The sequence below is a fragment of the Streptomyces nigra genome, assembly GCF_003074055.1.
Taxonomy (GTDB): Bacteria; Actinomycetota; Actinomycetes; order Streptomycetales; family Streptomycetaceae; genus Streptomyces; species Streptomyces nigra.
This window is the reverse complement of sequence record NZ_CP029043.1, coordinates 6,233,128-6,257,492: the sequence shown is the minus strand read 5'-3', so window position 1 is coordinate 6,257,492 and position 24,365 is coordinate 6,233,128. Positions and strand designations below refer to the sequence as shown.

The following is a 24,365-nucleotide window of genomic DNA, read 5'->3' as shown; positions in this document are numbered from 1 at the left end:
GGGGTCCGGCGTCCCCCGCCCGCCGCCGTTCAGTCGCCCTGGACGGGCAGTTCCTTCAGCTGGATGTTGCGGAAGGAGACCTGGTCGTCGGCACCGTGGTTCTGCAGGCCGATGTAGCCGTCGGTCAGGCTCCGCTCGGGGTCCTTGTTGGTGAAGTCGTTGATCTTGACTCCGTTGAGGAACACCTGGAGGCGTTCGCCCTGGACCTTGATCTCGTAGGAGTTCCACTGGCCGGGCGGCCGCAGGACCTGGTCACGGGCCTTGATGTTCGCCGACTTGAACGAGTAGACGGAGCCCGTGGTGCGGTCGGGCGCGTCCGTGGCGTCGATCTGGATCTCGTAGCCCTTGTCGACCGCGGACCAGGGGTCGTCGGAGGCCGGGAAGCCCACGAAGACACCGGAGTTGTCGTCGCCGCTCATCTTCCAGTCGAGCTTGAGCGAGTACGACTTCAGCTCCTTGGCCTGGTACCAGAGCAGGCCCATGCCGCCCTCGGTGTCCATGACCCCGCCGTCCTTGACGACGAACCTGCCGGGGCCGGCCTGCTTCCAGCCGTCCAGGGTCTGGCCGTTGAAGATCTTCCGGTAGCCCTTGTCCGGCTTGCAGTCCGCCTTGACCTGGCCGGTGGCGTACTGGAGGCCGCCGAGCAGATGGGCGCGGAACGCCTCGTCCGCGTAGGACTCCTTGGTGTGGCCGCCGCCGGTGTAGAAGGAGCGGCCGCCGCCGTAGGTCTGGCACCAGGCGATCGGGTGGTCGCCCTTCATGGTGCCGCCCTGGTAGGTGGTCTCGTCCAGGGTGGCGAGGACCTTGGCCTTCTCCCGCGGGTTGGTGCGGTAGTTGTACCACTCGTCGGTGCGCTCCCAGGTCTCGTCCAGGTGCGCGGTGGCCGGGTGGTCGTGGTCCTCGACGCGGACGGTGGCCTTCTGGATGGCCGGGTGGGACTGGAAGTAGGCGCCGACGAGTCCGCCGTAGAACTCCCAGTCGTACTCGGTGTCGGCGGCGGCGTGGATGCCCATGTAGGCGCCACCGCCGGCCACATAGTCCTCGAACGCCTTCTGCTGCTCGGCGTTCAGGACGTCACCCGTGGTGGAGAGGAACGCCACCGCGTCGTACTTGGCGAGGTTGGTGGTGGTGAACTGGCGGGCCTCCTCGGTCGCGTCGACCGTGATGCCGGACGGGGCGCCGAGCTCCTTCAGCGCGGCGACGCCGGCCGGGATGGAGTCGTGCCGGAAGCCGGCGGTCTTCGAGAAGACGAGGACCTTCTTGCCGCCCTTGAACGGCTGGGTGGAGAACTCGAAGTCGTCCACGTCGTACAGGGCGCCCTCGCCGCCCTTGAAGACCAGGTAGATCTCGGTGGTCTTCTTCGGCAGGGCCCTCAGCGGCACGTCGACGTCCTGGAACGTGTCCCAGCTGCCGGTCGGCGGGATGTACGCGGAGCCGTGCAGCGGTCCGTCGGGCGAGCCGGTGCGCAGCTCGATGAAGCCGCCGGAGCCGCCGGAGGAGGCGCGTACGGTCATCTTCTTCTGCCCGTCGAAACGGTAGGGGCTGAAGGAGATCCAGTCGCCGTCGTTGATGTCCCCGACCGTCTTGCCTCCGTGGGCCGTCGCCTTGTCGAAGGTGTTGACGCCGGACTGGGCGGTGAAGTGCTCGGCCTGGCGGTGCAGCGGCTGGAGCACGGTGCGGGCGGTGCCGGTCAGGGCCTCCTGGCCGTTGGCCCCGCCGTCGGTGTAGCTGGCGCCGACGACGCCGTAGATGTCGGCGTTGGGGTCGTGCCCGCCGTCACCGGGGGCGGGGTCAGGGTGCCCTCGCAGCCCATCTCGCTGGTGAGTTCATGGGCGTGGGAGTCGTGGCCGAGGCTGTAGACGACCTTGACCTTGGAGCAGTCGACGGTCTCCTCGGGGTCGGTGACCGTCACCTTGAACGGCACGGGCTTGCCGAACTCGGCGAGCGCTCCGTTGCCCGGGATGTCGATGCGCACCTTGGGTTCGGTGTTGCCGACGACGATCCGGACGCTGGCGTTGCCCGTGTTGCCCTCGGGGTCCTTGGCGGTGAAGGTCGCGCTGTAGGTGCCGACCTTCTTGTACTGGTGGGTGGGGGTCAGGCCCTCGCCCTTGGTGCCGTCGCCGAAGTCCCAGCTGTAGGTGAGGTCGGTGGAGTCGGCGTCCTTCGCGGAGCCGGTGAAGTTGACCTTGAGGCCGGCCGCGCCGGACGTCTTGTCGGCGCTCACCTCGGCGATCGGGGAGAAGCCGTCCTCGGCGTTCTCGATCCGGTACAGCGCGGAGTGCTCGTCGCCCTGGAACCAGGAGACGCCGTAGTCGAGGACGTAGAGCGCGCCGTCGGGGCCGAACTCCATGTCCATGATCTGGGTGCCGGTCCACGGGAAGTCGTTGATCTTCGCGACCGAGCCGTCCTCGTTCTGCTCGATCCGCTTGATCCAGCGGCGGCCGAACTCGCCGGCGAAGAAGTCGCCGTCAAACTCCTCCGGGAACTTCACCTTGGAGTCGAGGTCGGGGTCGTAGCGGTAGACCGGGCCGCCCATCGGGGACTCGGAGCCGCTGCCGAACTCGGGCAGGGAGCCGCCGTCGTACGGGATCCAGGCGGGCTGCGCGGGCGGCAGCTCGGTCAGGCCCGTGTTGTGCGGCGAGGTGTTCTTCGGGGCGTCGCAGTCGAACGTCTCACCGGAGGCGCCGGTCTCGAAGTCGTAGTCGACGTACGGGTCGTTGTCGCCGGTGCAGAACGGCCAGCCGAAGTTGGCGGCCTTGGTGACCTTGGCGAACTCGACCTGGCCGCCCGGGCCGCGGGTGGGGCTGGCGGTGCCGGCGTCGGGGCCGTAGTCACCGACGTAGACGATGCCGGTCTTGTCGTCGACGCTCATCCGGAACGGGTTGCGGAAGCCCATCGCGTAGATCTCGGGGCGGGTCTTCTCGGTGCCCGGCGGGAAGAGGTTGCCCTCGGGGACGGTGTACGAGCCGTCCTCGGCGACCTTGATGCGCAGGATCTTGCCGCGCAGGTCGTTGGTGTTGCCGGAGCTGCGGCGCGCGTCGAAGGCCGGGTTGCGGTTCGGCCGGTCGTCGATGGGCGTGTAGCCGTCGGAGGCGAAGGGGTTGGTGTCGTCGCCGGTGGACAGGTAGAGGTTGCCCTCGGCGTCGAAGTCGATGTCGCCGCCGACGTGGCAGCAGATGCCGCGGGAGGCCGCGACGTCGATGACCTTCTTCTCGCTGGCCAGGTTCAGGGTGCCGTTGGCGTTCAGCGTGAAGCGGGAGAGGCGGTTGACGCCGTCGAACTTCTTGAAGTCGTCGGCGGTGCCGGTCTCGGGGGCGTCGCCGGCCGGGGTGTCCAGCGGCGGGGCGTAGTACAGGTAGATGGCCCGGTTGTTCTTGAAGTCCGGGTCGACGCCGACGCCCTGGAGGCCCTCCTCGTCGTGGTTGTAGACGTCGAGGCGGCCGGCGATCTTGGTGACGCCGCCCTGGTCGGTCAGGCGCAGCGTGCCGTCGCGCGAGGTGTGCAGGACGCTGCGGTCGGGGAGCACGGCGAGCGACATCGGCTCGCCCATCTCGGGTTCGCCCTTGGCGAGCGGCACCTGCTGGAACTGGCCCTCGGCGGCGGCGGGTTCCGCCTGCTCCGATTGGCCGGGCTGGGCGCCGGCGACAGTGGCCGGGGTACCGACGGCCAGGAGCAGGCCGGTGAACAGGGCGACGGTGGTGCGCAGTGTGCGACGCCTGGGGGTGCGGGTGTCTCTGAGTCCGGTTCTGTGCGCGAAGTCCCTCCGGGAACGGAATGGGGCCGTACGGGTGGGTGCTGGAGACGTGCGGTGCGGGCGCCGGGGTGCGCCGTCACCCCGGAGATAGGTGTGTCCTGAACACCTCAAGGACGGTAACCGGGTCCGTGCGGGGCGAACACCCCTTGCACCCGATTCGGTTGAACTTTTTCCCATCCGAGGACAAAGCCGTATCCGCGCAGGTCGGAGGGGGGATCGGCGGTGTCGCCGATCCCCGTCCCCGGCCTGCGGCCGGCTACTGGCTCAGCTGTTGAACGCGGCGTCGAAGGACGCGCTGGGCGGCTCGAAGTCGAAGGCCTTCAGCCGGCTCAGGGCCTCGGGGGCGCCCTGCAGCCGGTCCATGCCGGCGTCCTCCCACTCCACGGAGATCGGCCCCTTGTAGTCGATGGACCGCAGCATCCGGAAGACGTCCTCCCAGGGGACGTCCCCGTGCCCGGCCGACACGAAGTCCCAGCCGCGGCGCGGGTCGCCCCAGGGCAGATGGGAGCCGAGCCGGCCGTTGCGCCCGTCGAGCCGCCTGCGGGCCTCCTTGCAGTCGACGTGGTAGATCCGGTCGCGGAAGTCCCACAGGAAGCCGACCGGGTCGAGGTCCTGCCACACGAAGTGCGACGGGTCGAAGTTCAGCCCGAACGCGGGCCGGTGGTCCACCGCCTCCAGGGTGCGTACGGTCGTCCAGTAGTCGTAGGCGATCTCGCTCGGGTGGACCTCGTGGGCGAAGCGCACGCCCTCGGCGTCGAAGACGTCAAGGATCGGGTTCCAGCGCTCGGCGAAGTCCTCGTACCCCCGCTCGATCATCGACTCGGGGGCGGGCGGGAACATGGCGACCAGATGCCAGATGGCCGAGCCGGTGAACCCGATCACCGTGTCCACGCCGAAGGCCGCGGCGGCGCGCGCGGTGTCCTTGATCCGCTCCGCGGCCCGCCGGCGCACCCCCTCCGCCTCGCCGTCGCCCCAGATGTCGGCGGGCAGGATCGCCTGGTGGCGCTCGTCGATGATGGCGTCGCAGACGGCCTGGCCCACCAGGTGGTTGGAGATGGCCCAGCACTTCAGGCCGTACTTGTCGAGGAGCTGGTGCCGGGACTCGACGTACCCGGGGTCGCTCAGCGCCTTGTCGACCTCGAAGTGGTCGCCCCAGCAGGCGAGTTCCAGCCCGTCGTAACCGAAGTCGCGGGCGAGCCGGCAGACCTCCTCCAGCGGCAGGTCGGCCCACTGGCCGGTGAACAGCGTGAACGTGCGCGGCATTCTCGTTGGCCTCCTCAGACGGCTATCGGGGTGAAGACGGAGTTCTTCTCGGCGCTCTCCTCGACCGCCGCGAGGACGCGCTGCACCTGGAGTCCGTCGGCGAACGTGGGCTGCGGCGAGCGGCCCTCGGCGACGGCGTGGACCAGGTCGCGGGCCTGGTGCACGAAGGAGTGCTCGTAGCCCAGGCCGTGGCCCGGCGGCCACCAGGCGTCCAGGTAGGGGTGGTCGGGTTCGGTGACGAGGATGCGGCGGAACCCGGCGTGCGTGCCCGGCTCCCGGCCGTCGTGGTACTCGAGTTCGTTGAGCCGCTCCAGGTCGAAGGCGAGCGAGCCGTGCTCGCCGTTCAGTTCGATGCGCAGGGCGTTCTTGCGGCCGGTGGCGTAGCGGGTGGCCTCGAAGGAGGCGAGCGCGCCGGATGCGAAGCGGCCCGTGAACAGGGCGGCGTCGTCCACGGTGACCGCGCCGGTGGCCTCGCCGGCCTCCACTGCGGACAGTCCGCTCGCCGCGCCGCCGGGCAGCGGGCGTTCCCGGACGAAGGTCTCCGTCACAGCGGACACCCCGGTCAGCCGCTCCCCCGCGAGATGCTGGGCGAGGTCGACGATGTGCGCGCCGAGGTCGCCGAGCGATCCGGACCCGGCCGACTCCCTGCGCAGCCGCCAGGTCAGCGGGAACTGCGGGTCCACCAGCCAGTCCTGGAGGTAGGTGACCCGCACATGGCGGAGCCGGCCCAGCCGTCCCTCGGCGACCATGTCGCGGGCCAGCGCGGTGGCGGGCAGCCGGCGGTAGTTGAAGCCGACCATCGCGACCTGGCCGGCGGCCTGCGCCCGTGCGGCCGCCGCGGCCATCGCCTCGGCCTCCTCGACGGTGTTCGCCAGGGGCTTCTCGCACAGGACGTGCTTGCCGGCGGCGAGCGCCGCGAGCGCGATCTCGGCGTGGCTGTCGCCGGGGGTGCAGATGTCGACGAGGTCGATGTCGTCGCGGGCGATCAGGGTGCGCCAGTCGGTCTCCGCCGACGCCCATCCGTGCCGGTCGGCGGCGGCGCGTACGGCGCCGGCGTCCCGGCCGCAGATCGCGGCCAGCACCGGGGTGCGGGGCAGGTCGAAGACCCGGCCCGCGGTGCGCCAGCCCTGCGAGTGGGCCGCGCCCATGAAGGCGTACCCGACCATGCCGACGCGCAGGGGCGGTGCGCCTGACCCGGCGGCCCCTGCCTCCGCCTCGGCCTGGCCGGGCTGCTGCGGCTGTCCCATGCGATAGTCCTCCTCGTCGTCGTGCCGCGGTGGGGGGTGGGGGGCGTGCCGGGACCCCGGTCGACGCGCGTACGGGCCGGGACGCCGGCCCGTGTGCCGTCCGCCGCGCGCCGGCCGGCGGTGTGCCCGCCGGCCGGTGCCCGCCCCGGCCGCCCCCGGCCCTGCCCGACGGACTCCCCGTCCCCGTCGGGCAGGGGGCGCCTCACTTGAAGCCGGTGGACATGTACTGGTCGACGTTGTCCTTGTCGACGACGGCCGAGTAGAGCGTGATCGAGGCGGGGATCTCGAACTCGGCCATGCCGCCGACGCCCTTGCCCTGGCCCAGCACACGGGCCAGGTCGATGGCGGACGCGGCCATGGTCGGCGGGTACAGCACCGTGGCCTTGAGGACGCCGTCGTCCTTCTTGATGGCCTGGAAGGCGGAGAGCGCTCCGGCGCCGCCGACCATGAGGAAGTCGTCGCGGCCGGCCTGCTCGATGGCGCGCAGGGCGCCGACGCCCTGGTCGTCGTCGTGGTTCCACAGCGCGTCGAACTTCGACTGCGCCTGCAGCAGTTGGGCCATCTTGGACTGACCGGACTCGACGGTGAACTCGGCGGCCTGGCGGGCCACCTTCTTGATGTTCGGGTAGTTCTTCAGGGCGTCGTCGAAGCCCTGGGTGCGCTGCTTGGTCAGTTCCAGGTTGTCCAGGCCGGCCAGCTCGATGACCTTGGCGTCGGACTTGCCCTTGAGCTTCTCTCCGATGTAGTGGCCGGCGTTGAGGCCCATCCCGTAGTTGTCGCCGCCGATCCAGCAGCGGTACGCCTGCGGGGTGTTGAAGATCCGGTCGAGGTTGATGACCGGGATGCCGGCGCGCATCGCCTTCAGGCCGACCTGGGTGAGGGCCTTGCCGTCGGCGGGCAGGATCACCAGGACGTCGACCTTCTTGTTGATGAGGGTCTCGATCTGGCCGATCTGCTGGGCGGTGTCGTTGGAGCCCTCGGTGATCTCCAGCGTCACGTCGGAGTACTTCTTGGCGCGGCTCTTGGCGTTGTCGTTGATCGCGTTGAGCCAGCCGTGGTCGGCCTGGGGTCCGGCGAAGCCGATGGTGACCTGCTTGCCGGGCTTGTCGTCGGCGGCCGGCTGGTCGTTCGCGGCCGGTTCGTCCTTGGACTCGTTGCTCGTGCAGCCCGTGAGGAGGGCTCCGGCGCCCACGGCGGCGGTTCCGAACAGCAGCCCTCTGCGGCTGGTGAACTCTGGCATGGCGGTGAACCCTTTCCTCAGGTCGTGCTCGCGGTACGGCGCTGGACCAGCACGGCGGCGACGATGATCGCGCCCTTGGCGATCTGCTGGACGTCGCTCTGCAGGTTGTTCAGGGCGAAGATGTTGGTGATGGTGGTGAAGATCAGGACGCCGAGCACCGAGCCGACGATGGTGCCGCGGCCTCCGGTGAGCAGCGTGCCGCCGATGATCGCGGCCGCGATGGCGTCGAGTTCGTAGAGGTTGCCGTTGGTGTTCTGACCGGAGCCGGACAGGATGATCAGCAGGAACGCGGCGATGCCGCAGCACAGTCCGGACAGTAGATAGAGGTAGAGGCGCTGGCGGCGGACGTCGATGCCGGCGAGCCGGGCCGCCTCCGGGTTGCCGCCGACGGCGACCGTGCGCCGGCCGAAGGTGGTGCGGTTCAGCACCAGCCAGCCGATGATCGTCACGACCGCGAACACCATGACCAGCGGCGGGATGCCGAGGACATAGGCGTCGCGCTCACCGAGGTCGAGGACCGAGGGGATGGTGACGATCTGCGTCTTGCCGTCGGTGATCTGCAGCGCCAGGCCGCGCGCGGAGGCCAGCATGGCGAGCGTCGCGATGAACGGCACCATCGCGCCGTAGGCGATCAGCACCCCGTTGACCAGCCCGCATCCCACTCCGACGATGACCGCCGTGAAGAGGATGCCGGCGAAGCCGTACTCCTGGGTGGCGACCGTGGTCGCCCACACCGAGGCCAGAGCGACGATCGCACCGACGGAGAGGTCGATGCCGCCGGAGATGATGACGAAGGTCATGCCGACGGTGACGACACCGATCACGGACGCCTGGGTGAGCACCAGTTGGAGGTTGCGGGTGTCGAGGAACTCGTCCGGCTTGGTGATGCCGCCGATGAGGATCAGCGCGGCGAGGACGCCGAGCAGGGACAGGGTGCGCACGTCGGCGTGGGCCATCAGGCCGCGCCAGGCGGGCGCCGCACCGGTCGGGGGCACCTTGTCGGTGCTGTCCCGCGGCGGGGAGGCGTGCTGCGTCATGACGCCGGGCTTCCTTCCATGACGAGGTCGAGTACGCGGTGTTCGTCGAGTTCGGGGGCGGGGGCCGTGTGGACGACACGGCCCTCGCGCAGCACCAGGACGCGGTCGGCGAGCCCCAGCACCTCGGGCACTTCGCTGGAGACCAGCAGCACGCCCAGCCCTTCGTCCGCCAGCCGCCGCACGACCGCGTACAGCTCGGCGCGGGCGCCGACGTCGACGCCCCGGGTGGGTTCGTCGAGCAGCAGGACACGGCAGCCGCGCAGCAGCCAGCGGGCCAGGACGGCCTTCTGCTGGTTGCCGCCGGACAGGGTGCGCACCGGCACCGACGGGTTGTCGGGGCGCAGGGACAGTTCGCGGGTGGCGGCGCGGGCCGCGCCGCGTTCGGCGGCCCGGTCGATCCAGCCGCCGCGTGCGAAGCGGGACATGGACGACACGGACACGTTGCGGGTGACGGACTCCAGCATCAGCAGGGCCTGCGCCTTGCGTTCCTCGGGGGCGAGCCCGAGTCCGGCGCGTACGGCGGCCCGTACGCTGCCCGGCCGCAGCGGGCGCCCGTCGACGAGGACCTGGCCTGCGGTGGGCCGCCGGGCGCCGTAGATCGTCTCCAGGATCTCGGAGCGTCCCGAGCCGACGAGTCCGGCGAGCCCGACGATCTCCCCGGGCCGCACGGTCAGGTCGAGGGCCTCGAACTCGCCGTCGCGGGCGAGGCCGCGGACCTCGAGGAGCGGGTCGCCGCCGGCCGCGTCCCGCACGGGCCGCTCGGGGAAGACGTACTCGACGTTGCGTCCCGTCATCATCGCCACGACGTCACGGGTCGGCGTGGACTTGGCGGGCAGTCCGCCGGCCACGGCCCGGCCGTCCTTGAGGACGGTCACCCGGTCGCCGATCCGGCGGATCTCCTCCAGCCGGTGCGAGATGTAGACGACGGCGACGCCCTCGGCGGTGAGGTCGCCGACGATCCGGAAGAGGTTGTCGACCTCGTCGGGGTCGAGGGCTGCGGACGGCTCGTCCATCACGATGAGCCGGACGTCGTGGGAGAGGGCGCGGGCCATGGAGACGATCTGCTGCTGCGCGGCCGACAGATCGCCGACCAGCCGTCCGGGATCGATCTCGGGGTGCCCGAGCCGCTTGAGGAGCTCGGCCGTCGAGGTCCGCGCCGCCCGGCCGCGCACGATGAAGCCGGCGGTGGTCGGCTCGTGCCCGAGGTGGACGTTCTCGGCGACCGACAGATGCTCCACCAGGTCGAGTTCCTGGTAGATGGTGGCGATGCCGAGGCGCATCGCGGCGATCGGCGAGCGGAGGGTGACCTCCTCGCCGCGCCAGCGGATGGTGCCGGTGTCGGGCTGGTGGGCGCCGGCCAGGACCTTGATGAGCGTGGACTTGCCGGCGCCGTTCTGGCCGAGCAGGCAGTGGACTTCACCGGCCTGGACGTCGAGGTCGACGCCGTCGAGGGCGCGGACTCCGGGGAACGACTTGGTGATGCCGTTCATGGTGAGCAGCGGTGGTTCTGGTGCCATGAGGTCCCCTTGGCGGGCATGCGGGCCGGATTCAGGGCAGGGCGGATCAGGGCAGGGCGGGGCAAGACGGGGCGGTACGGGTGGTACGGCTCTGTGCGGCGAGGCAGTGCGGGTGGTGCGGCTCTGTGCGGCGAGGCGGTACGGGTGGTGCGGCTCTGTGCGGCGAGGCGGTACGGGTGGTGCGGCTCTGGTGCGGCTTCGGTGCGGCGAGGCAGTGCTTGGCGTGCGGGTGGAGCCGCCGCCCGGCGGGTGACCGGGCGGGTGGTGCCGGGGCCGGCCCGGGGGCCGGCGCGTGCCTAGGCGGGTGAGAACAGGTGGTCGCTGATGAGGCGGGCCGCGCCGATGACTCCGGCGGTGGGGCCCAACTCGCCCAGGACGATGGGGAGGTTGCCGGTCGCCAGGGGCAGCGACTGGCGGTAGACCTGGGTGCGGATGGCGGCGAGCAGGGTGTGGCCGAGGCCGGTCACACCGCCGCCGATCACCACCAGGCCGGGGTTGAAGAAGCTGACGAGTCCGGCGATGACCTGCCCGACCCGGTTGCCGCCCTCGCGGATCAGGTCGAGCGCGGTGGCGTCACCGGCGGCGGCGGCCGCCGCGACGTCGACGGCGGTGAGGGTGCCGTTCGCCTCCAGACGGGAGGCGAGCTCCACCGACCGTCCCTGCTCGGCCGCCTCGACGGCGTCCCGGGCGAGGGCCGCCCCGCTGAAGTGCGCCTCGAGGCAGCCGCGGTTGCCGCAGGCGCACGGACGTCCGTCGGGCACGGCCTGGATGTGCCCGATGTCGCCCGCGCTGCCGGTGACACCGCGGTGGACGTCACCGCCCGCGACGATGCCGCAGCCGATGCCGGTGCCGATCTTGACGCAGAGGAAGTCGCCGACGGACCGTGCTACGCCCGCGTGCTGCTCCCCCATCGCCATGAGGTTCACGTCGTTGTCGACCATGACCGGGCAGCCGAGCTCCTGGCTGAGCGCCTCCCGTACGGGGAAGCCGTCCCAGCCCGGCATGATCGGCGGCGCCACGGGGACGCCCTCGGGGAAGCGGACGGGTCCGGGGACGCCGATGCCGGCGCCGTCGAACCCCTCGGCGAGCCCCGAGGCCTTGAGCTTGGCGGCCATCGACAGGACCTGCTCGAAGACCGCGACCGGGCCCTCGCGGACGTCCATGGGCTGGTTGAGGTGCCCGAGGATCTCCAGTTCGGCGTTGGTGACGGCGACGTCGACCGAGGTCGCGCCGATGTCGACGCCGAGGAAGCGCAGCCCGGGGTTGAGCCGGATGTTGTGGGAGCGCCGGCCGCCGCGCGAGGCGGCGAGTCCGTCGGCCACGACGAGGTCCGTCTCCAACAGGCGGTCCACCTCGACGGCCAGTTTGGACCGGGAGAGGTCGATCTGATCGCCGAGCTGGGCCCGGGAGTTGGGCCCTCCGTCCCGCAGCAGCTTGAGCAGCCGGGCCTGATGGGCGTTCGCGGGTCGCGCCGTCATGCGTCTCACGTGCCCCTCCCCGCCTCGATCGGCCTGAGTGCCGGAATCCGGCCACCGCGGTGGCCGTGCTTTCGAGGGGAACGTAGCAGTGGCCGCCGGGAGTGGGAAGAACTTGAGCAGAGATTGCCGTCAACTTTTTCCACTCACAGGACAAAGCTGCCGACAGAGCAAAGGCACTCGCGGGACGAGCCGCTCACCGGACGAAGAGAGACCCCCGTGCCGGCCGCGGGGCCGTCACGGGGGTCCGTGCACGCGTGGAACTCCGGTCGCCGGAGGCCGTCACCGGCCCCGCTGGTGGTACGACCGGCGGGTGTGCTCGGTGTGTTCGCGCATCAGCTGGGTCGCCCGGGCCTCGTCCCGCTCGGTGATGGCGGCGATCAGCCCGCGGTGCTCGATCCAGGACTGGTGGCCGCGCTGCCGGGCGATCGGGGTGTAGTACCAGCGCACCCGCCGGTCGACCTGGGCGGCGAGCTCGGCGAGGACCGTGTTCCCGGCGAGCTCCATGATTGCCGTGTGGAAGCGGGCGTTGAGCGCGACGGCGGTGTCCACCTCGTCGTCGGCGACGGCCTGCTCGCCCTGGGCGCACAGCTCCTCCAGCGCGGCGATACCGGCGCTGTCCGCGTGGGCGGCGGCGAGCCGGGCCGCCTCGGCCTCCAGGAGCGTACGGACCGTCAGGAGCTGGTCGGCCTCCTCCTCGGTCGGCTCGTGCACGAACGCGCCCTGCGCGGGGCGCAGATCGACCCAGCCCTCGGTGTTCAGCCGCTGCAGCGCCTCCCGCACCGGCTGCCGCGACACCCCGAGATGGCCCGCCAGTTCGCTCTCGACCAGATGCTGCCCCGGCTGGAGAGCGCGGGTGGTGATGAGTTCGAGCAGCGCCTCGTAGACGCGGTCGCGCAGTGGGCCGGGCCGTTCGAGCTTGGGCACCGCGCCCTGCGGCAGTCCTGTCGACAACATCGGTTCCCCTCCTGGGCGAACACCGGGCGACTGCGCCCCCGTGGCCGGCCGTCAGCGCGAGCCCGTATCGATTGTCTTTCGTCTACAGTCTACGGCGCACTCGGGTCCGGAAAACTGAGGAGTCGGCCACATCCGGCCGCCGTCAGGGGCAGCGGACGACCTGTCCGCCGTAGGAGAGGTTGCCGCCGAAGCCGAAGAGCAGCACCGGGTCGCCGCTGGAGATCCGCCCCTGCTCCACGAGCTTGGAGAACGCCAGCGGGATGCTCGCCGCCGAGGTGTTGCCGGACTCGGTGACATCGCGCGCGACCACCGCGTTGACCGCGCCCAGCTTCTGCGCGAGGGGTTCGATGATGCGCAGGTTGGCCTGGTGCAGGACGACGGCGGCGAGGTCCTCGGGGGCGTATCCCGCGCGCTCGCAGGCGCCGCGGGCGATGGCGGGCAGCTTGGTCGTCGCCCAGCGGTAGACGCTCTGGCCCTCCTGGGCGAACCGCGCGGGCTGGCCCTCGATGCGCACCGCGTGCCCCATCTCGGGCACCGAGCCCCACAGCACCGGCCCGATCCCCTGCTCGCCGGACGCCTCCACGACGGCGGCGCCCGCCCCGTCCCCGACCAGCACACAGGTCGTCCGGTCGGTCCAGTCGGTGACGTCGGACATCTTGTCGGCGCCGATGACCAGCGCGCGGGTGGCCCCGCCCGCCCGCACCGCGTGGTCGGCCGTGGCCAGCGCGTGGGTGAAGCCGGCACAGACGACGTTGATGTCCATGGCGGCCGGCGAGGGGATGCCGAGCCGGGCCGCGACGCGCGCTGCCATGTTGGGCGAGCGGTCGACGGCGGTGGAGGTCGCGACGAGCACGAGGTCGATGTCGGCGGGCGTGAGACCGGCCGCCGCGAGCGCCTTGGCGGCGGCGTGGGCGGCGAGTTCGTCGACCGGCTCGTCGGGTCCGGCGATGTGGCGCGTGCGGATGCCGACCCGCGAGGTGATCCACTCGTCACTGGTGTCGACCATGCCCGCCAGATCCTCGTTGGTGAGGACGCGCGCGGGCTGGTAGTGGCCGACGGCGACGATGCGCGAGCCGTTCATATGATGGTGATCCCCTCGGACCTCGGGTAGCGGGACACACCAGTCTGATCAGTGACTCACCAGTACGACGGCACGTGATGCCACAGGAAACGGGCGCCCACGTTGTCCGCTTCTTGCAGGACCGCCGGGCGCCCGTCGAGCCTCGCGGAACCTACGGGACAGCCCTCAGGGGCTGTCCCGTGATTCCCGGTACAGCCCTTAGCCCGTGAACAGCTGCGTCGCCTTGCGGACGAGTTCGTAGAGCCCGTACGCGAGCGGTGCGCCCACCCACACCCAGGAGAAGGCGATCAGTCCGCGCCGGGCGGGCGGGGCGTCGTCAGCGGACATCGCTGGCCTCCTTCTCCTGCGGCCGCGCCACCGGTTCGTGGTGGCGGGGGTGGACGGGCCGGACGAGTTCGTTGGCGACGAACCCGACGGCGAGCAGCCCGATCATGATGAACAGGGACAGGGTGTAGAGGGACGAGCCGTCCTTGCCCGCCTCCTCCTGCCGGTCGGCGATCCAGTTGACGATCAGGGGTCCGAGGACGCCGGCCGTGGACCAGGCGGTGAGCAGCCGCCCGTGGATGGCCCCGACCTGATAGGTGCCGAAGAGGTCCTTCAGATAGGCGGGGACGGTGGCGAAGCCGCCGCCGTAGAAGGACAGGATGACCAGCGCGCACAGGATGAACAGCGGCTTGGAGGAGTCGCCGGCCAGCGCGATCAGGGCGTACATCAGGGCGCCGACGCCGAGGTAGACGCGGTAGATGTTCTTGCGCCCGATCAGGTCGGAGGTGGACGACCAGCCGATGCGGCCCGCCATGTTGGCGGCGGACAGCAGGGCGACGAAGCCGGCGGCGGCCGACACCGACACCGGGGTGGAGGTGTCCGCGAAGAAGTCCGTGATCATCGGCGCGGCCTTCTCCAGGATGCCGATGCCGGCGGTGACGTTCATGCAGAGCACGATCCACAGGCACCAGAACTGCGGGGTGCGCACGGCGCTGCGCGCGGACACCTGCGGCCCGTCGAGGACGGCGGGCCCGCCACCGTCCGTCTTCACCGGGCGCGGCACGCGGACCAGCAGGACGCCGAGCAGCATGAAGACCGCGTACGTCAGGCCGTGCACCAGGAACGCCAGGGCGATCCCGGAGCTGTCGGTGCCGAAGGACTCCAGCATCTGGGCCGACCACGGGGAGGCGATGAGGGCGCCGCCGCCGAAGCCCATGATGGCGATGCCGGTCGCCATGCCGGGCCGGTCGGGGAACCACTTGATCAGCGTCGACACCGGCGAGATGTAGCCGATGCCGAGGCCGATCCCGCCGACGAAGCCGTAGCCGAACACGATCAGCCAGTACTGCTCGACGGCCGCGCCCAGCGCGGCGAGCAGAAAGCCGGAGGAGAAGCAGACCAGGGCGACCGTCATCGCCCAGCGGGGCCCTTTGCGCTCCACCAGCGTGCCGCCGAACGCGGCCGACAGGCCGAGCATGACGATGCCGAGCTGGAAGGGCAGCGCGCTCTGGGTGCCGCTGAGGCCGAGGGCCGATTCCAGTGGGGGTTTGAACACGCTCCAGGCGTAGGCCTGGCCGATGGACAGATGGACCGAGAGTGCGGCGGGCGGAACCAGCCAGCGGCTCCATCCCGCGGGTGCCATGGGGGGACTCATGATCCCGCACGGTAGGCAGCACCGGGATGGTTGAGAAGGCAACGGGTCGACCGTATGCGGTGAACGGTATGCCGGACGCGACGAACGGTCGCCCGCCGACCGCACGTTGCCGCGCCAAGGCGTGCGCGGACCCTTGCTGACCCCCTATCCATACTGTAGACAATATTCAGTCGACGAGCTTCGACTCGTCCCATCCCGCCTCTCTTCCATCCCAACTTCTCCAGCACAGCCACCTCCGCGGTACTCCCTCGACCGAACGGAGCGTTCCGAAGTGAAAGTTGCAGTCCTCGGCGCCGGTGCCATCGGCGCCTACGTCGGAGCCGCGCTGCACCGCGCGGGTGCCGACGTGCACCTGATCGCCCGTGGACCGCACCTCGCGGCCATGAGGCAGCACGGGGTGCGGGTGCTCAGCCCGCGCGGCGACTTCACCGCCCGCGCCCACGCCACCGACGACCCGGCCGAGGTCGGTCCGGTCGACTACGTCTTCCTGGGCCTGAAGGCCAACGCGTACGCGGCGTGCGGGCCGCTGATCGCGCCGCTGCTGCACGAGCGCACGGCGGTCGTCGCCGCCCAGAACGGCATCCCCTGGTGGTACTTCCACCGGCACGGCGGCCCCTACGACGGGCACCGTCTGGAGAGCGTGGACCCGGACGGCGCGGTCAGCGCGGTGCTCGCGCCCGAACGGGCCGTCGGCTGCGTCGTGTACGCCGCCACCGAACTCGAAGGGCCGGGCGTCGTACGGCACTTGGAGGGCACCCGGTTCTCCGTCGGCGAGCCCGACCGCAGTGTGTCCCGGCGCTGTCTCGCGTTCAGCGAGGCCATGATCGCCGGCGGGCTGAAGTGCCCGGTCGAACCCGATCTGCGCAACGACATCTGGCTCAAGCTGCTCGGCAACATCTCCTTCAACCCGATCAGCGCGCTCGCCCGCGCCACCATGCGGCAGATGTGCCTGCACGGCGGCACCCGCAAGGTCATCGAGATCATGATGACCGAGACGCTGGCCGTCGCCACGGCGCTGGGCTGCGAGGTCGGCGTCTCCATCGAGCGCCGGCTCGCGGGTGCCGAGAAGGTCGGCGACCACCGCACCTCCACGCTCCAGGACCTGGAGCGCGGCAAGCCGCTCGAACTCGACGTGCTCCTCGCGGCCGTCGTCGAGCTGGCGGAGATCACCGGCGTCCCGGTGCCCACCCTGCGCACCGTGCACGCCATCTCGGACCTGCTCGCGCTGAGGAGCGCCGCATGAACGAACGACGTGATGACGAACGACGTGATGACGAACGCCGTAGCGACGACCGCCGTGGTGACGGCCGCCGTAAGAAGGACCGTGGTCGCAGGAACTACACCCGGCTGACCCACCCCCTGGTACGCGACTCCCGCGACGAGCCGTTCCGCCGGGCGACCTGGGACGAGGCCCTCGACCGGGCCGCCCGGGGCATCGAACGCAACCGCGGTGCGTTCGGCATGTTCTCCTGCGCCCGCGCCACCAACGAGATGAACTACGTGGCGCAGAAGTTCGCCCGCGTCGTCATGGGCACCAACAACGTCGACTCCTGCAACCGCACCTGCCACGCGCCCAGCGTGGCGGGCCTGTCGGCGGCCTTCGGGTCGGGCGGCGGCACCTCCTCCTACGAGGAGATCGAGCACACCGACGTCATCGTGATGTGGGGCTCCAACGCCCGCTTCGCGCACCCCATCTTCTTCCAGCACGTACTGAAGGGCATCAGGAACGGCGCCCGGATGTACGCGCTCGACCCGCGCCGCACCTCCACCGCCGAGTGGGCCGAGAGCTGGCTCGGCCTCAACGTCGGCACCGACATCCCGATGGCCCATGCGATCGGCCGCGAGATCATCCACGCGGGCCTCGCCAACGAGGCGTTCATCGAGCGGGCGACGACCGGCTTCGAGGAGTACAAGGCACTCGTCGAACCGTGGACCCTCTCCCTCGCCGAGAAGGTGACGGGCGTCCCGGCCGCCGCCATCCGGCAGGTCGCGCACGCCTACGCCCGCGCCGAACGCGCCCAGCTGTGCTGGACCCTCGGCATCACCGAGCACCACAACGGCACCGACAACGTCCGCGCGCTGATCAACCTGTCCCTGCTCACCGGGCATGTCGGCCGGTACGGCAGCGGGCTGCAGCCGCTGCGCGGGCAGAACAACGTGCAGGGCGGCGGCGACATGGGCGCCATCCCCAACCGGCTGCCCGGCTTCCAGGACATCCTCGACCCGGACACCCGCGCCAAGTTCGAGTCCGCCTGGGACACCGTCATCCAGCCCCACTACGGCCTCACCCTCACCGACATGTTCGAGGCGATGGAGGACGGCGACCTGCGGGCCGTCTACTGCATCGGCGAGAACCCGGCGCAGTCCGAGGCCGACAGCGAGCAGGCCGTACGGCGCCTGGGGCAGCTCGACTTCCTCGTCGTCCAGGACATCTTCCTCACGAGGACCGCCGAGCTGGCGGACGTCGTCCTGCCCGCCACCGCCGGCTGGGCCGAGACCGAGGGCACCACCACCAACAGCGAACGCCGGGTGCAGCGGGTGCGCCGGGCCGTCGCCCCGCCCGGCGAGGCCCGCGAGGACATCGACATCCTCTGCGACCTCGCGGGCCGGCTCGGCCACGACTGGAAGTACGCCGACGCCGAGGCCGTGTGGAACGAGCTGAGGTCGGTGTCGCCGGACCACCACGGAATGACGTACGGGCGGCTGGAGGAGCACCAGGGCATCCAGTGGCCCTGCCCCAGCACCGACGCACTCGAGCCGCCCTATCTGCACGGCAGGTTGTGGGAGAACGACCCGGACCGGCGTGGCACTCCGGCGCCGTTCGGGATCGTCCAGCACGATCCGCCGGTCGACCTCACCGACGAGCGGTACCCGATCCGGCTCACCACCGGGCGGCGGCTCGACTCGTACAACACGGGGGTGCAGAGCGGGAGTTTCGCCTCCCCGCTGCGGCGCGGCGAGTTCGTCGAGATCAGCCCGGAGGACGCCGAGCGGTACGGGGTCGTCGTCGGCGAGAAGGTCCAGGTGACCTCGCGGCGCGGCTCCGTGGTCGCACCGGTGTGGGTGGACCCCGCGCTGCGGCCCGGGCTCGCCTTCATGACCATGCACTTTCCCGACGAGGTGGACACCAACCAGCTGACGATCGAGGCGAACTGCCCGATCGCGGGGACCGCGGAGTTCAAGGCGTCGGCGATCCGGATCGAGAAGCTCCCCGTCGCGACCATCGTGAGGTGACGCAAGTGGACCTGCACTTCGGCGACAGCAAACCCACGGACGACGAACGGGCGGCCGTCGACGCCCTGCTCGGGCCGCCCGAGTCGTCCTGGGAGGGCGCCGACCGTTCCGATGCCGACCTGAGGTGGGCGCGCGGCGGCCGGGCCGCCCGTGACCGCCGCGACCTGCTGCTGCCGGGGCTGCACGCCCTCAACGACCGGATCGGCTGGATCAGCGAGGGCGCCCTCGACTATCTGTGCCGGCGGCTGACGGTGCCGCCGGCGGAGGCTTACGGGGTCGCCACCTTCTACGCCCTGTTCTCGGTGCGGCCGCGCCCCGCCACCGTGCTCCACGTGTGCACGGACCTGGCGTGCGCGGCGGCCGGCGCGAGCGAGCTGTGCGCCGGGATCGAGGGACGCCTCGGCCCGGGCAGCGGGGTGAGCGTGCAGCGCAGCCCCTGCCTGGGCCTGTGCGAACGGGCCCCCGCGGCCCTCGCGGTGAAGGCCGGCGACCCGGTGCGTACGGCGGTCTCGGCGCCGGCCACCGTGGAGCAGGCGGTGCTCGCCGCGAGCGCGCCCGACTCGGCGCCCGAGGAGCCGGCCGCGGTGATGGCGGTGCCGCAGGCCGGGGACCCCTCGCTGACGCTGCTGCGGCGCGTCGGCGTCGTCGACCCGGCCTCGCTGGACGACTACCGGGCCCACGGCGGGTACACCGCGCTGCGCCGGGCCTTCGAGCTCGGGCCCGCCGGGGTGATCCGGGAGGTCACCGACTCGGGCCTGGTCGGGCGGGGCGGCGCCGCCTTCCCCACCGGCCGCAAATGGCAGGCCACGGCGTCGCAGCCCGACCATCCGCACTACGTCGTCTGCAACGCCGACGAGTCGGAGCCCGGCACCTTCAAGGACCGGGTGCTCATGGAGGGCGACCCGTACGCGCTGGTCGAGGCCATGACGATCGCCGGGTACGCGACGGGCGCCCACCGGGGCTATCTGTATCTGCGCGGCGAGTACCCGCGCGCCCTGCGCCGTCTGGAGCACGCGATCGCGCAGGCCCGGGCGCGCGGCTTCCTCGGCGACGACGTCCTCGGCCAGGGGTACGCCTTCGACATCGAGATCCGGCGGGGCGCGGGCGCCTACATCTGCGGTGAGGAGACCGCGCTGTTCAACTCCATCGAGGGCTACCGGGGCGAGCCGCGCTCCAAGCCGCCGTTCCCGGTGGAGAAGGGGCTGTTCGGCAAGCCGACGGTGGAGAACAACGTCGAGACGCTGGTCAACGTCCTGCCGGTCCTCACCATGGGCGCACCGGCGTACGCGGCCGTCGGCACGGCGGGGTCGACCGGCCCCAAGCTGTACTGCGTGTCCGGCAGCGTGGACCGGCCCGGGGTCTACGAACTCCCCTTCGGCGCGACCCTCGGTGAGCTGCTGGAGCTGGCGGGTGTCCGGGACGGGCTGCGGGCGGTGCTGCTGGGCGGCGCGGCGGGCGGCTTCGTACGGGCCGACGAGATGGACATCCCGCTGACCTTCGAGGGCACCCGCGCGGCCGGCACCACGCTCGGCTCGGGGGTGGTCATGGCCTTCGACGGCACGGTGCCGCTGCCCCGGCTGCTGCTGCGCATCGCCGAGTTCTTCCGCGACGAGTCGTGCGGGCAGTGCGTGCCCTGCCGGGTCGGGACGGTCCGTCAGGAGGAGGCGCTGCACCGGATCGCCGAGCGCACGGGCGCGGCGGCCGCCGACGACATCGCCCTGCTCCGGGAGGTCGGCCGCGCCATGCGGGACGCCTCCATCTGCGGTCTGGGGCAGACCGCGTGGAACGCCGTGGAATCCGCGATCGACCGACTGGGGGCCTACGCATGACCGCGATACCGCTGGGAGTGCCGCGCCGGCTGGTGGAGTTCACCCTCGACGGGCAGGAGGCCCGGGTGCCGGAGGGCTCGACGATCCTCGACGCCTGCCGGGCCGCCGGGAAGGACATCCCCACCCTGTGCGAGGGCGACACGTTGCGGCCCAAGAACGCCTGCCGGGTGTGTGTCGTGGAGGTCGAGGGGTCCAGGACCCTGGTGCCGGCCTGCTCCCGCAAGGCCGAGCCGGGCATGGAGGTCAGCACCGGCACCGAACGCGCCCGGCACAGCCGCAAGATCGTCCTGGAGCTGCTCGCCTCCTCCGTGGACCTGTCGACGACGCCGCGGGTCGCCGGATGGCTCAAGGAGTACGAGGCGAAACCGGACCGCTTCGGCCCGGACGCCGCCCGGCTGAACGAGGAGCCGAAGGTCGACAACGAGCTCTACGTCCGCGACTACGACAAGTGCATCCTCTGCTACAAGTGCGTGGACGCCTGCGGCGACCAGTGGCAGAACACCTTCGCGATCTCCGTCGCAGGGCGGGGCTTCGACGCGCGGATCGCCGTCGAGCACGACGCCCCGCTGACCGACTCGGCGTGCGTGTACTGCGGCAACTGCATCGAGGTGTGCCCGACGGGAGCCCTGTCGTTCAAGTCGGAGTTCGACATGCGCGCGGCGGGTACCTGGGACGAGTCGGCTCAGACCGAGACGACCACCGTGTGCGCGTACTGCGGTGTGGGCTGCAACCTCACGCTCCATGTGCAGGACAATGAGATCGTGAAGGTCACCTCGCCGCACGACAACCCGGTGACCCACGGCAACCTGTGCATCAAGGGCCGCTTCGGCTACCAGCACGTCCAGAACCGGGACTGACGGGACTGATCGAGACATGGGACGAGTCACGGAACGACGCAAGGTGATCCGGATCCGGGACGGAGCGGTCTCCACCCGGCCGGACACCCTCGTCGCGGAGGAACCCCTGGAGATCCGGCTCAACGGCAAGCCGCTCGCCATCACCATGCGGACCCCGGGCGACGACTTCGCGCTCGCCGCCGGGTTCCTGGTGAGCGAGGGCGTCCTCGCCGAGCAGGCGGACCTGCAGAACATCGTCTACTGCGCGGGCGCGACCGCCGACGGGTCCAACACGTACAACGTGGTGGACGTGAAGACCGCGCCGGGCGTGACCGTCCCCGACATCACCCTCGAACGCAACGTCTACACCACCTCGTCCTGCGGGCTGTGCGGCAAGGCCAGCCTGGACGCGGTCCGTACGACGGCCCGCTGGCCGATCGCCGACACTCCCCCGGTCCGGGTCGACCCCGATCTGCTCGCGAGCCTCCCCGACCGGCTCCGCGCGGCCCAGCGGGTCTTCGACCGGACCGGGGGCCTGCACGCGGCGGCCCTGTTCTCCGAGGACGGCGAACTGCTCGACGTCCGCGAGGACGTGGGCCGGCACAACGCGGTCGACAAACTCGTCGGCCGCGCCCTGCAGAACGGCGACCTGCCGCTGTCCCGGGCGATCCTGCTGGTCTCCGGGCGGGCCAGCTTCGAGCTGGCGCAGAAGGCCGTGATGGCGGGCATCCCCGTCCTCGCGGCGGTCTCCGCGCCGTCGTCGCTCGCGGTCGACCTGGCCGCCGAGACCGGGCTGACCCTGGTGGGCTTCCTGCGGGGCAGCTCCATGAACGTGTACGCGGGAGACCACCGGCTCGCCCTGCGGGCCGCGGCCGCCCAAGGGTGACCGGCCCCCGCGACACGGCGGAGGGGCCCCGGCCGGCGGGGAGCGCCCCCTGCGCCGATCCCGGGGCCCCACTGTTCGTCTTTCGTCCCCATGGACCGGGCCGCCCCCGGCCACTACCGTCCCAGGGGTGCCCGACGACATCCGAGCACGGCGGCGCGCAGGCACCGGACTCGGTGTCCTGCTGGCCCTGGTCCTCGGGGCCGTGCTGCTCACCGTCCTCCCGGACGACGGCGAACGGGAGGGCGGTGCCGCGTGCGGGCCGCGCACGGTCCGGTCCTGGTCGGCCGAGCGGGCCCTGACGGCCGAGTTCGCCCGCTACGGCGACGACCCCACCCGCGCCGACGACTGGACCGGCGGCGACGGCACCCATTCGGTGCGGCTGCCGGACGGACGGCTGGTGTGGCTGTTCTCGGACACCTATCTCGGGCAGGTGCACCCGCCGCCCAATCCGTTCGGCGAGTCCTCCACCTGGCGCGAGGGCGCCGCCCCGCTGGTCCGCAACTCCGCCGTCGTCATGCGCGACGGACGGCTGGAGAGCACCCTGCCCGCCCCGCTCTTCCCCGACCCGGCGCCGGGCCAGTGGCGCTGGCCGGTCGCCGCCCACGTCGAACCCCGCTCCCCCGGCGCGCCGGAACGGGTGCTGCGGGTGCTGCTGTGGGTGCGCGCGACCGGTCCGTCGCCCTGGATCTACGGGGTGCCGGTCGCCACCGAGGTCGCCACGCTCTCCCTGCCGGACCTGAGGGTGGAGTCCGTCGTACGGGTCGCCGACCAGCAGGGCGTGCCGGACCCGTCCCGGCGGGTCCTGTACGGGACGACGCTGGTCGAGGAGGACGGCTGGACGTACGTGTTCGGGGGCGACGACCGCCGGGCCGCCTCCCGCCCGGTCTCGCGGGCGTATCTCGCGCGGGTGCCGCGGGGCCGGCTGGGCGAGCCGGGCGCCTGGCGGTACTGGGACGGCTCGGGGTGGGGCGGGCCGGGCGCGCGGCCCCGGCCGGTGCTGGGGGACGGCCGGCGCACCGGGGTGGGCAGCGCGTTCTCGGTGGCGCGGGCGGACGGGACGTACGTGCTGTTCACGATGGCGGCGGGGACGGCGGGGCTGACGACGGTGACGTCGTACTGGGCGTGCTCACCGACCGGCCCCTGGCACGGGCCCGGCCGGTCCTTCACCCCGGCGCTGCCGCCGGGTGGCGGCCTCGCCGCCTACAACCCGCAGACGCATCCCGGGCTGAGCGGCGACGGCCGTCTGGTGCTGAGCTACGACGTCAACTGGCTGGATCCCGCCGACGCCGCCGCCCAGCTCAACCGCGACGTGGCCCGGTACCGACCGCGGTTCGTGTCGCTGCGGCTGACTCCCGCCCGCTGACCGGGCCGGTGCCGTCGGAGCCGTCCTCGGCCTCCGGGTCGAGGGAGCGTCGTTTGGCGATGACCGCGCACACCATCAGCTGCATCTGGTGGAAGAGCATCAGCGGCAGCACGGCCAGCGAGGCGTGCGCGCCGAACAGGACGCTCGCCATGGGCAGCCCGGCGGCCAGGGACTTCTTGGAGCCGGCGAACTGGATGGCGATACGGTCCGCGCGGCCGAACCGCAGCGCCTTGGCGCCGTACCAGGTCAGGGCGAGCATCACGGCGAGCAGTACGGCCTCGACGCCGAGCAGCCCGGCGAGCCGGACGGGCTGGACCTGGTGCCAGATGCCCTGGACCATGCCCGCGCTGAACGCGGTGTAGACGACGAGCAGGATCGAGCCGCGGTCGACGAGCCCGAGGACCTTGCGGTGCCGGGTGACGAAGCCGCCGATCCAGCGGCGCAGCAGCTGCCCGGCGACGAAGGGCACCAGCAGCTGCAGCACGATCTTCACCACGGAGTCGGCGGAGAAGCCGGCGCTGCCGCCGAGCACGGCCGCCGCGAGCAGCGGGGTGACCACGATGCCGACGAGCGAGGAGAAGGAGCCCGCGCAGATCGCCGCCGGGACGTTGCCGCGGGCCATCGAGGTGAAGGCGATCGACGACTGGATGGTCGAGGGGACCAGGGTGAGGAAGAGCAGGCCCTGGTAGAGCGGGTCCGTCAGGATCACCGGGACGAGACCGCGGGCCGCGAGACCGAGCAGCGGGAAGACGACGAACGTGCAGGCGAGGACGGTGACATGGAGCCGCCAGTGCCGGAGCCCGTCGAGCGCCTCACGGGTGGACAGCCGGGCGCCGTAGAGGAAGAACAGGAAGGCGATGGCGGCCGTGGAGGCGCCCGAGGCCACGTCGGCGGCCGTCCCGCGCGCCGGGAGCAGGGCGGCGATGCCGACCGTCCCGAGCAGCAGCAGGATGTACGGGTCGATCGGCATCCACCGCGGCCAGTGCAGGCGTTTCACTGTGCTCCAC

Annotated in this window: 17 protein-coding genes and 1 pseudogene; 6 read left to right on the top strand and 12 right to left on the bottom strand. The window is 71.6% G+C overall.

Annotated features, from left to right (window positions below; genetic code table 11):
* Window positions 1–29: 29 nt before the first annotated feature.
* From DC008_RS28820 to DC008_RS28775, 11 genes and pseudogenes are all read right to left on the bottom strand, one after another.
* Window positions 30–3,706 (bottom strand): annotated as a pseudogene (locus DC008_RS28820) (ThuA domain-containing protein).
* Window positions 3,707–4,018: 312 nt separating this feature from the next.
* Window positions 4,019–5,017 carry a sugar phosphate isomerase/epimerase family protein gene (locus DC008_RS28815; RefSeq protein ID WP_108709459.1) on the bottom strand — a complete coding sequence of 333 codons (999 nt, stop codon included), beginning with the start codon at window positions 5,015–5,017 and terminating at the stop codon, window positions 4,019–4,021.
* Between the two features lie 14 nt (window positions 5,018–5,031).
* Window positions 5,032–6,264, bottom strand: a complete 1,233-nt coding sequence (locus tag DC008_RS28810; protein ID WP_108709458.1) for a Gfo/Idh/MocA family protein — start codon at window positions 6,262–6,264, stop codon at window positions 5,032–5,034.
* 202 nt (window positions 6,265–6,466) lie between these two features.
* Window positions 6,467–7,504, bottom strand: coding sequence for a substrate-binding domain-containing protein (locus DC008_RS28805; protein ID WP_108709457.1), 1,038 nt, complete (start codon window positions 7,502–7,504; stop codon window positions 6,467–6,469).
* A gap of 17 nt (window positions 7,505–7,521) precedes the next feature.
* Window positions 7,522–8,541: an ABC transporter permease gene (locus tag DC008_RS28800; protein ID WP_108709456.1), complete on the bottom strand. Its 1,020-nt coding sequence runs from the start codon at window positions 8,539–8,541 to the stop codon at window positions 7,522–7,524.
* Window positions 8,538–10,058, bottom strand: coding sequence for a sugar ABC transporter ATP-binding protein (locus DC008_RS28795; RefSeq protein WP_108709455.1), 1,521 nt, complete (start codon window positions 10,056–10,058; stop codon window positions 8,538–8,540). Before DC008_RS28795 ends, DC008_RS28800 begins: the two co-directional genes overlap by 4 nt.
* Window positions 10,059–10,354: 296 nt before the next feature.
* Window positions 10,355–11,536: an ROK family protein gene (locus DC008_RS28790; RefSeq protein ID WP_055619298.1), complete on the bottom strand. Its 1,182-nt coding sequence runs from the start codon at window positions 11,534–11,536 to the stop codon at window positions 10,355–10,357.
* 279 nt (window positions 11,537–11,815) lie between these two features.
* Window positions 11,816–12,490 (bottom strand): GntR family transcriptional regulator, encoded by a 675-nt coding sequence (locus tag DC008_RS28785; RefSeq protein WP_108709454.1) that lies wholly within the window; start codon window positions 12,488–12,490, stop codon window positions 11,816–11,818.
* Between the two features lie 142 nt (window positions 12,491–12,632).
* Window positions 12,633–13,571: a beta-ketoacyl-ACP synthase III gene (locus DC008_RS28780; RefSeq protein ID WP_108709453.1), complete on the bottom strand. Its 939-nt coding sequence runs from the start codon at window positions 13,569–13,571 to the stop codon at window positions 12,633–12,635.
* A 198-nt stretch (window positions 13,572–13,769) separates the two neighbouring features.
* Complete coding sequence (locus DC008_RS36295) at window positions 13,770–13,898, bottom strand: MFS transporter small subunit (RefSeq protein WP_258873026.1); 129 nt, start codon at window positions 13,896–13,898, stop codon at window positions 13,770–13,772.
* On the bottom strand, window positions 13,888–15,210 hold the full coding sequence (locus tag DC008_RS28775; RefSeq protein WP_108709452.1) for an OFA family MFS transporter: 1,323 nt from the start codon (window positions 15,208–15,210) through the stop codon (window positions 13,888–13,890). The genes DC008_RS36295 and DC008_RS28775 overlap by 11 nt, the downstream gene beginning before the upstream one ends.
* 271 nt (window positions 15,211–15,481) lie before the next feature.
* On the opposite strand from DC008_RS28775, the gene DC008_RS28770 reads away from it, so the two are divergent.
* The 6 genes from DC008_RS28770 (at window position 15,482) to DC008_RS28745 (ending at window position 23,358) form a co-directional block, all read left to right on the top strand.
* Window positions 15,482–16,453, top strand: a complete 972-nt coding sequence (locus tag DC008_RS28770; RefSeq protein WP_108709451.1) for a 2-dehydropantoate 2-reductase — start codon at window positions 15,482–15,484, stop codon at window positions 16,451–16,453.
* Window positions 16,450–18,444, top strand: coding sequence for a molybdopterin oxidoreductase family protein (locus DC008_RS28765; RefSeq protein ID WP_244221435.1), 1,995 nt, complete (start codon window positions 16,450–16,452; stop codon window positions 18,442–18,444). The genes DC008_RS28770 and DC008_RS28765 overlap by 4 nt, the downstream gene beginning before the upstream one ends.
* A gap of 5 nt (window positions 18,445–18,449) precedes the next feature.
* Window positions 18,450–20,273 carry an NADH-ubiquinone oxidoreductase-F iron-sulfur binding region domain-containing protein gene (locus tag DC008_RS28760; protein WP_108709450.1) on the top strand — a complete coding sequence of 608 codons (1,824 nt, stop codon included), beginning with the start codon at window positions 18,450–18,452 and terminating at the stop codon, window positions 20,271–20,273.
* Window positions 20,270–21,130, top strand: a complete 861-nt coding sequence (locus DC008_RS28755) for a 2Fe-2S iron-sulfur cluster-binding protein (protein ID WP_108709449.1) — start codon at window positions 20,270–20,272, stop codon at window positions 21,128–21,130. The genes DC008_RS28760 and DC008_RS28755 overlap by 4 nt, the downstream gene beginning before the upstream one ends.
* A gap of 16 nt (window positions 21,131–21,146) precedes the next feature.
* Window positions 21,147–21,995 carry a formate dehydrogenase accessory sulfurtransferase FdhD gene (gene fdhD / locus DC008_RS28750; RefSeq protein ID WP_108709448.1) on the top strand — a complete coding sequence of 283 codons (849 nt, stop codon included), beginning with the start codon at window positions 21,147–21,149 and terminating at the stop codon, window positions 21,993–21,995.
* Between the two features lie 127 nt (window positions 21,996–22,122).
* On the top strand, window positions 22,123–23,358 hold the full coding sequence (locus DC008_RS28745; protein WP_108709447.1) for a DUF4185 domain-containing protein: 1,236 nt from the start codon (window positions 22,123–22,125) through the stop codon (window positions 23,356–23,358).
* Here DC008_RS28745 and DC008_RS28740 read toward each other — a convergent pair.
* Complete coding sequence (locus DC008_RS28740) at window positions 23,294–24,355, bottom strand: bile acid:sodium symporter family protein (RefSeq protein ID WP_108709446.1); 1,062 nt, start codon at window positions 24,353–24,355, stop codon at window positions 23,294–23,296. The genes DC008_RS28745 and DC008_RS28740 overlap by 65 nt on opposite strands.
* Between the last annotated feature and the right edge of the window lie 10 nt (window positions 24,356–24,365).

What these genes read in the sequence shown, in the direction of transcription:
- DC008_RS28795 (WP_108709455.1), bottom strand. Translation starts at nt 10,058, where the DNA reads ATGGCACCAGAACCACCGCTGCTCACCATGAACGGCATCACCAAGTCG.
- DC008_RS28755 (WP_108709449.1), top strand. Translation starts at nt 20,270, where the DNA reads ATGACCGCGATACCGCTGGGAGTGCCGCGCCGGCTGGTGGAGTTCACC.
- DC008_RS28780 (WP_108709453.1), bottom strand. Translation starts at nt 13,571, where the DNA reads ATGAACGGCTCGCGCATCGTCGCCGTCGGCCACTACCAGCCCGCGCGC.
- fdhD (WP_108709448.1), top strand. Translation starts at nt 21,147, where the DNA reads ATGGGACGAGTCACGGAACGACGCAAGGTGATCCGGATCCGGGACGGA.
- DC008_RS28810 (WP_108709458.1), bottom strand. Translation starts at nt 6,264, where the DNA reads ATGGGACAGCCGCAGCAGCCCGGCCAGGCCGAGGCGGAGGCAGGGGCC.
- DC008_RS28815 (WP_108709459.1), bottom strand. Translation starts at nt 5,017, where the DNA reads ATGCCGCGCACGTTCACGCTGTTCACCGGCCAGTGGGCCGACCTGCCG.
- DC008_RS28790 (WP_055619298.1), bottom strand. Translation starts at nt 11,536, where the DNA reads ATGACGGCGCGACCCGCGAACGCCCATCAGGCCCGGCTGCTCAAGCTG.
- DC008_RS28805 (WP_108709457.1), bottom strand. Translation starts at nt 7,504, where the DNA reads ATGCCAGAGTTCACCAGCCGCAGAGGGCTGCTGTTCGGAACCGCCGCC.
- DC008_RS28775 (WP_108709452.1), bottom strand. Translation starts at nt 15,210, where the DNA reads ATGAGTCCCCCCATGGCACCCGCGGGATGGAGCCGCTGGCTGGTTCCG.
- DC008_RS36295 (WP_258873026.1), bottom strand. Translation starts at nt 13,898, where the DNA reads ATGTCCGCTGACGACGCCCCGCCCGCCCGGCGCGGACTGATCGCCTTC.
- DC008_RS28800 (WP_108709456.1), bottom strand. Translation starts at nt 8,541, where the DNA reads ATGACGCAGCACGCCTCCCCGCCGCGGGACAGCACCGACAAGGTGCCC.
- DC008_RS28785 (WP_108709454.1), bottom strand. Translation starts at nt 12,490, where the DNA reads ATGTTGTCGACAGGACTGCCGCAGGGCGCGGTGCCCAAGCTCGAACGG.
- DC008_RS28765 (WP_244221435.1), top strand. Translation starts at nt 16,450, where the DNA reads ATGAACGAACGACGTGATGACGAACGACGTGATGACGAACGCCGTAGC.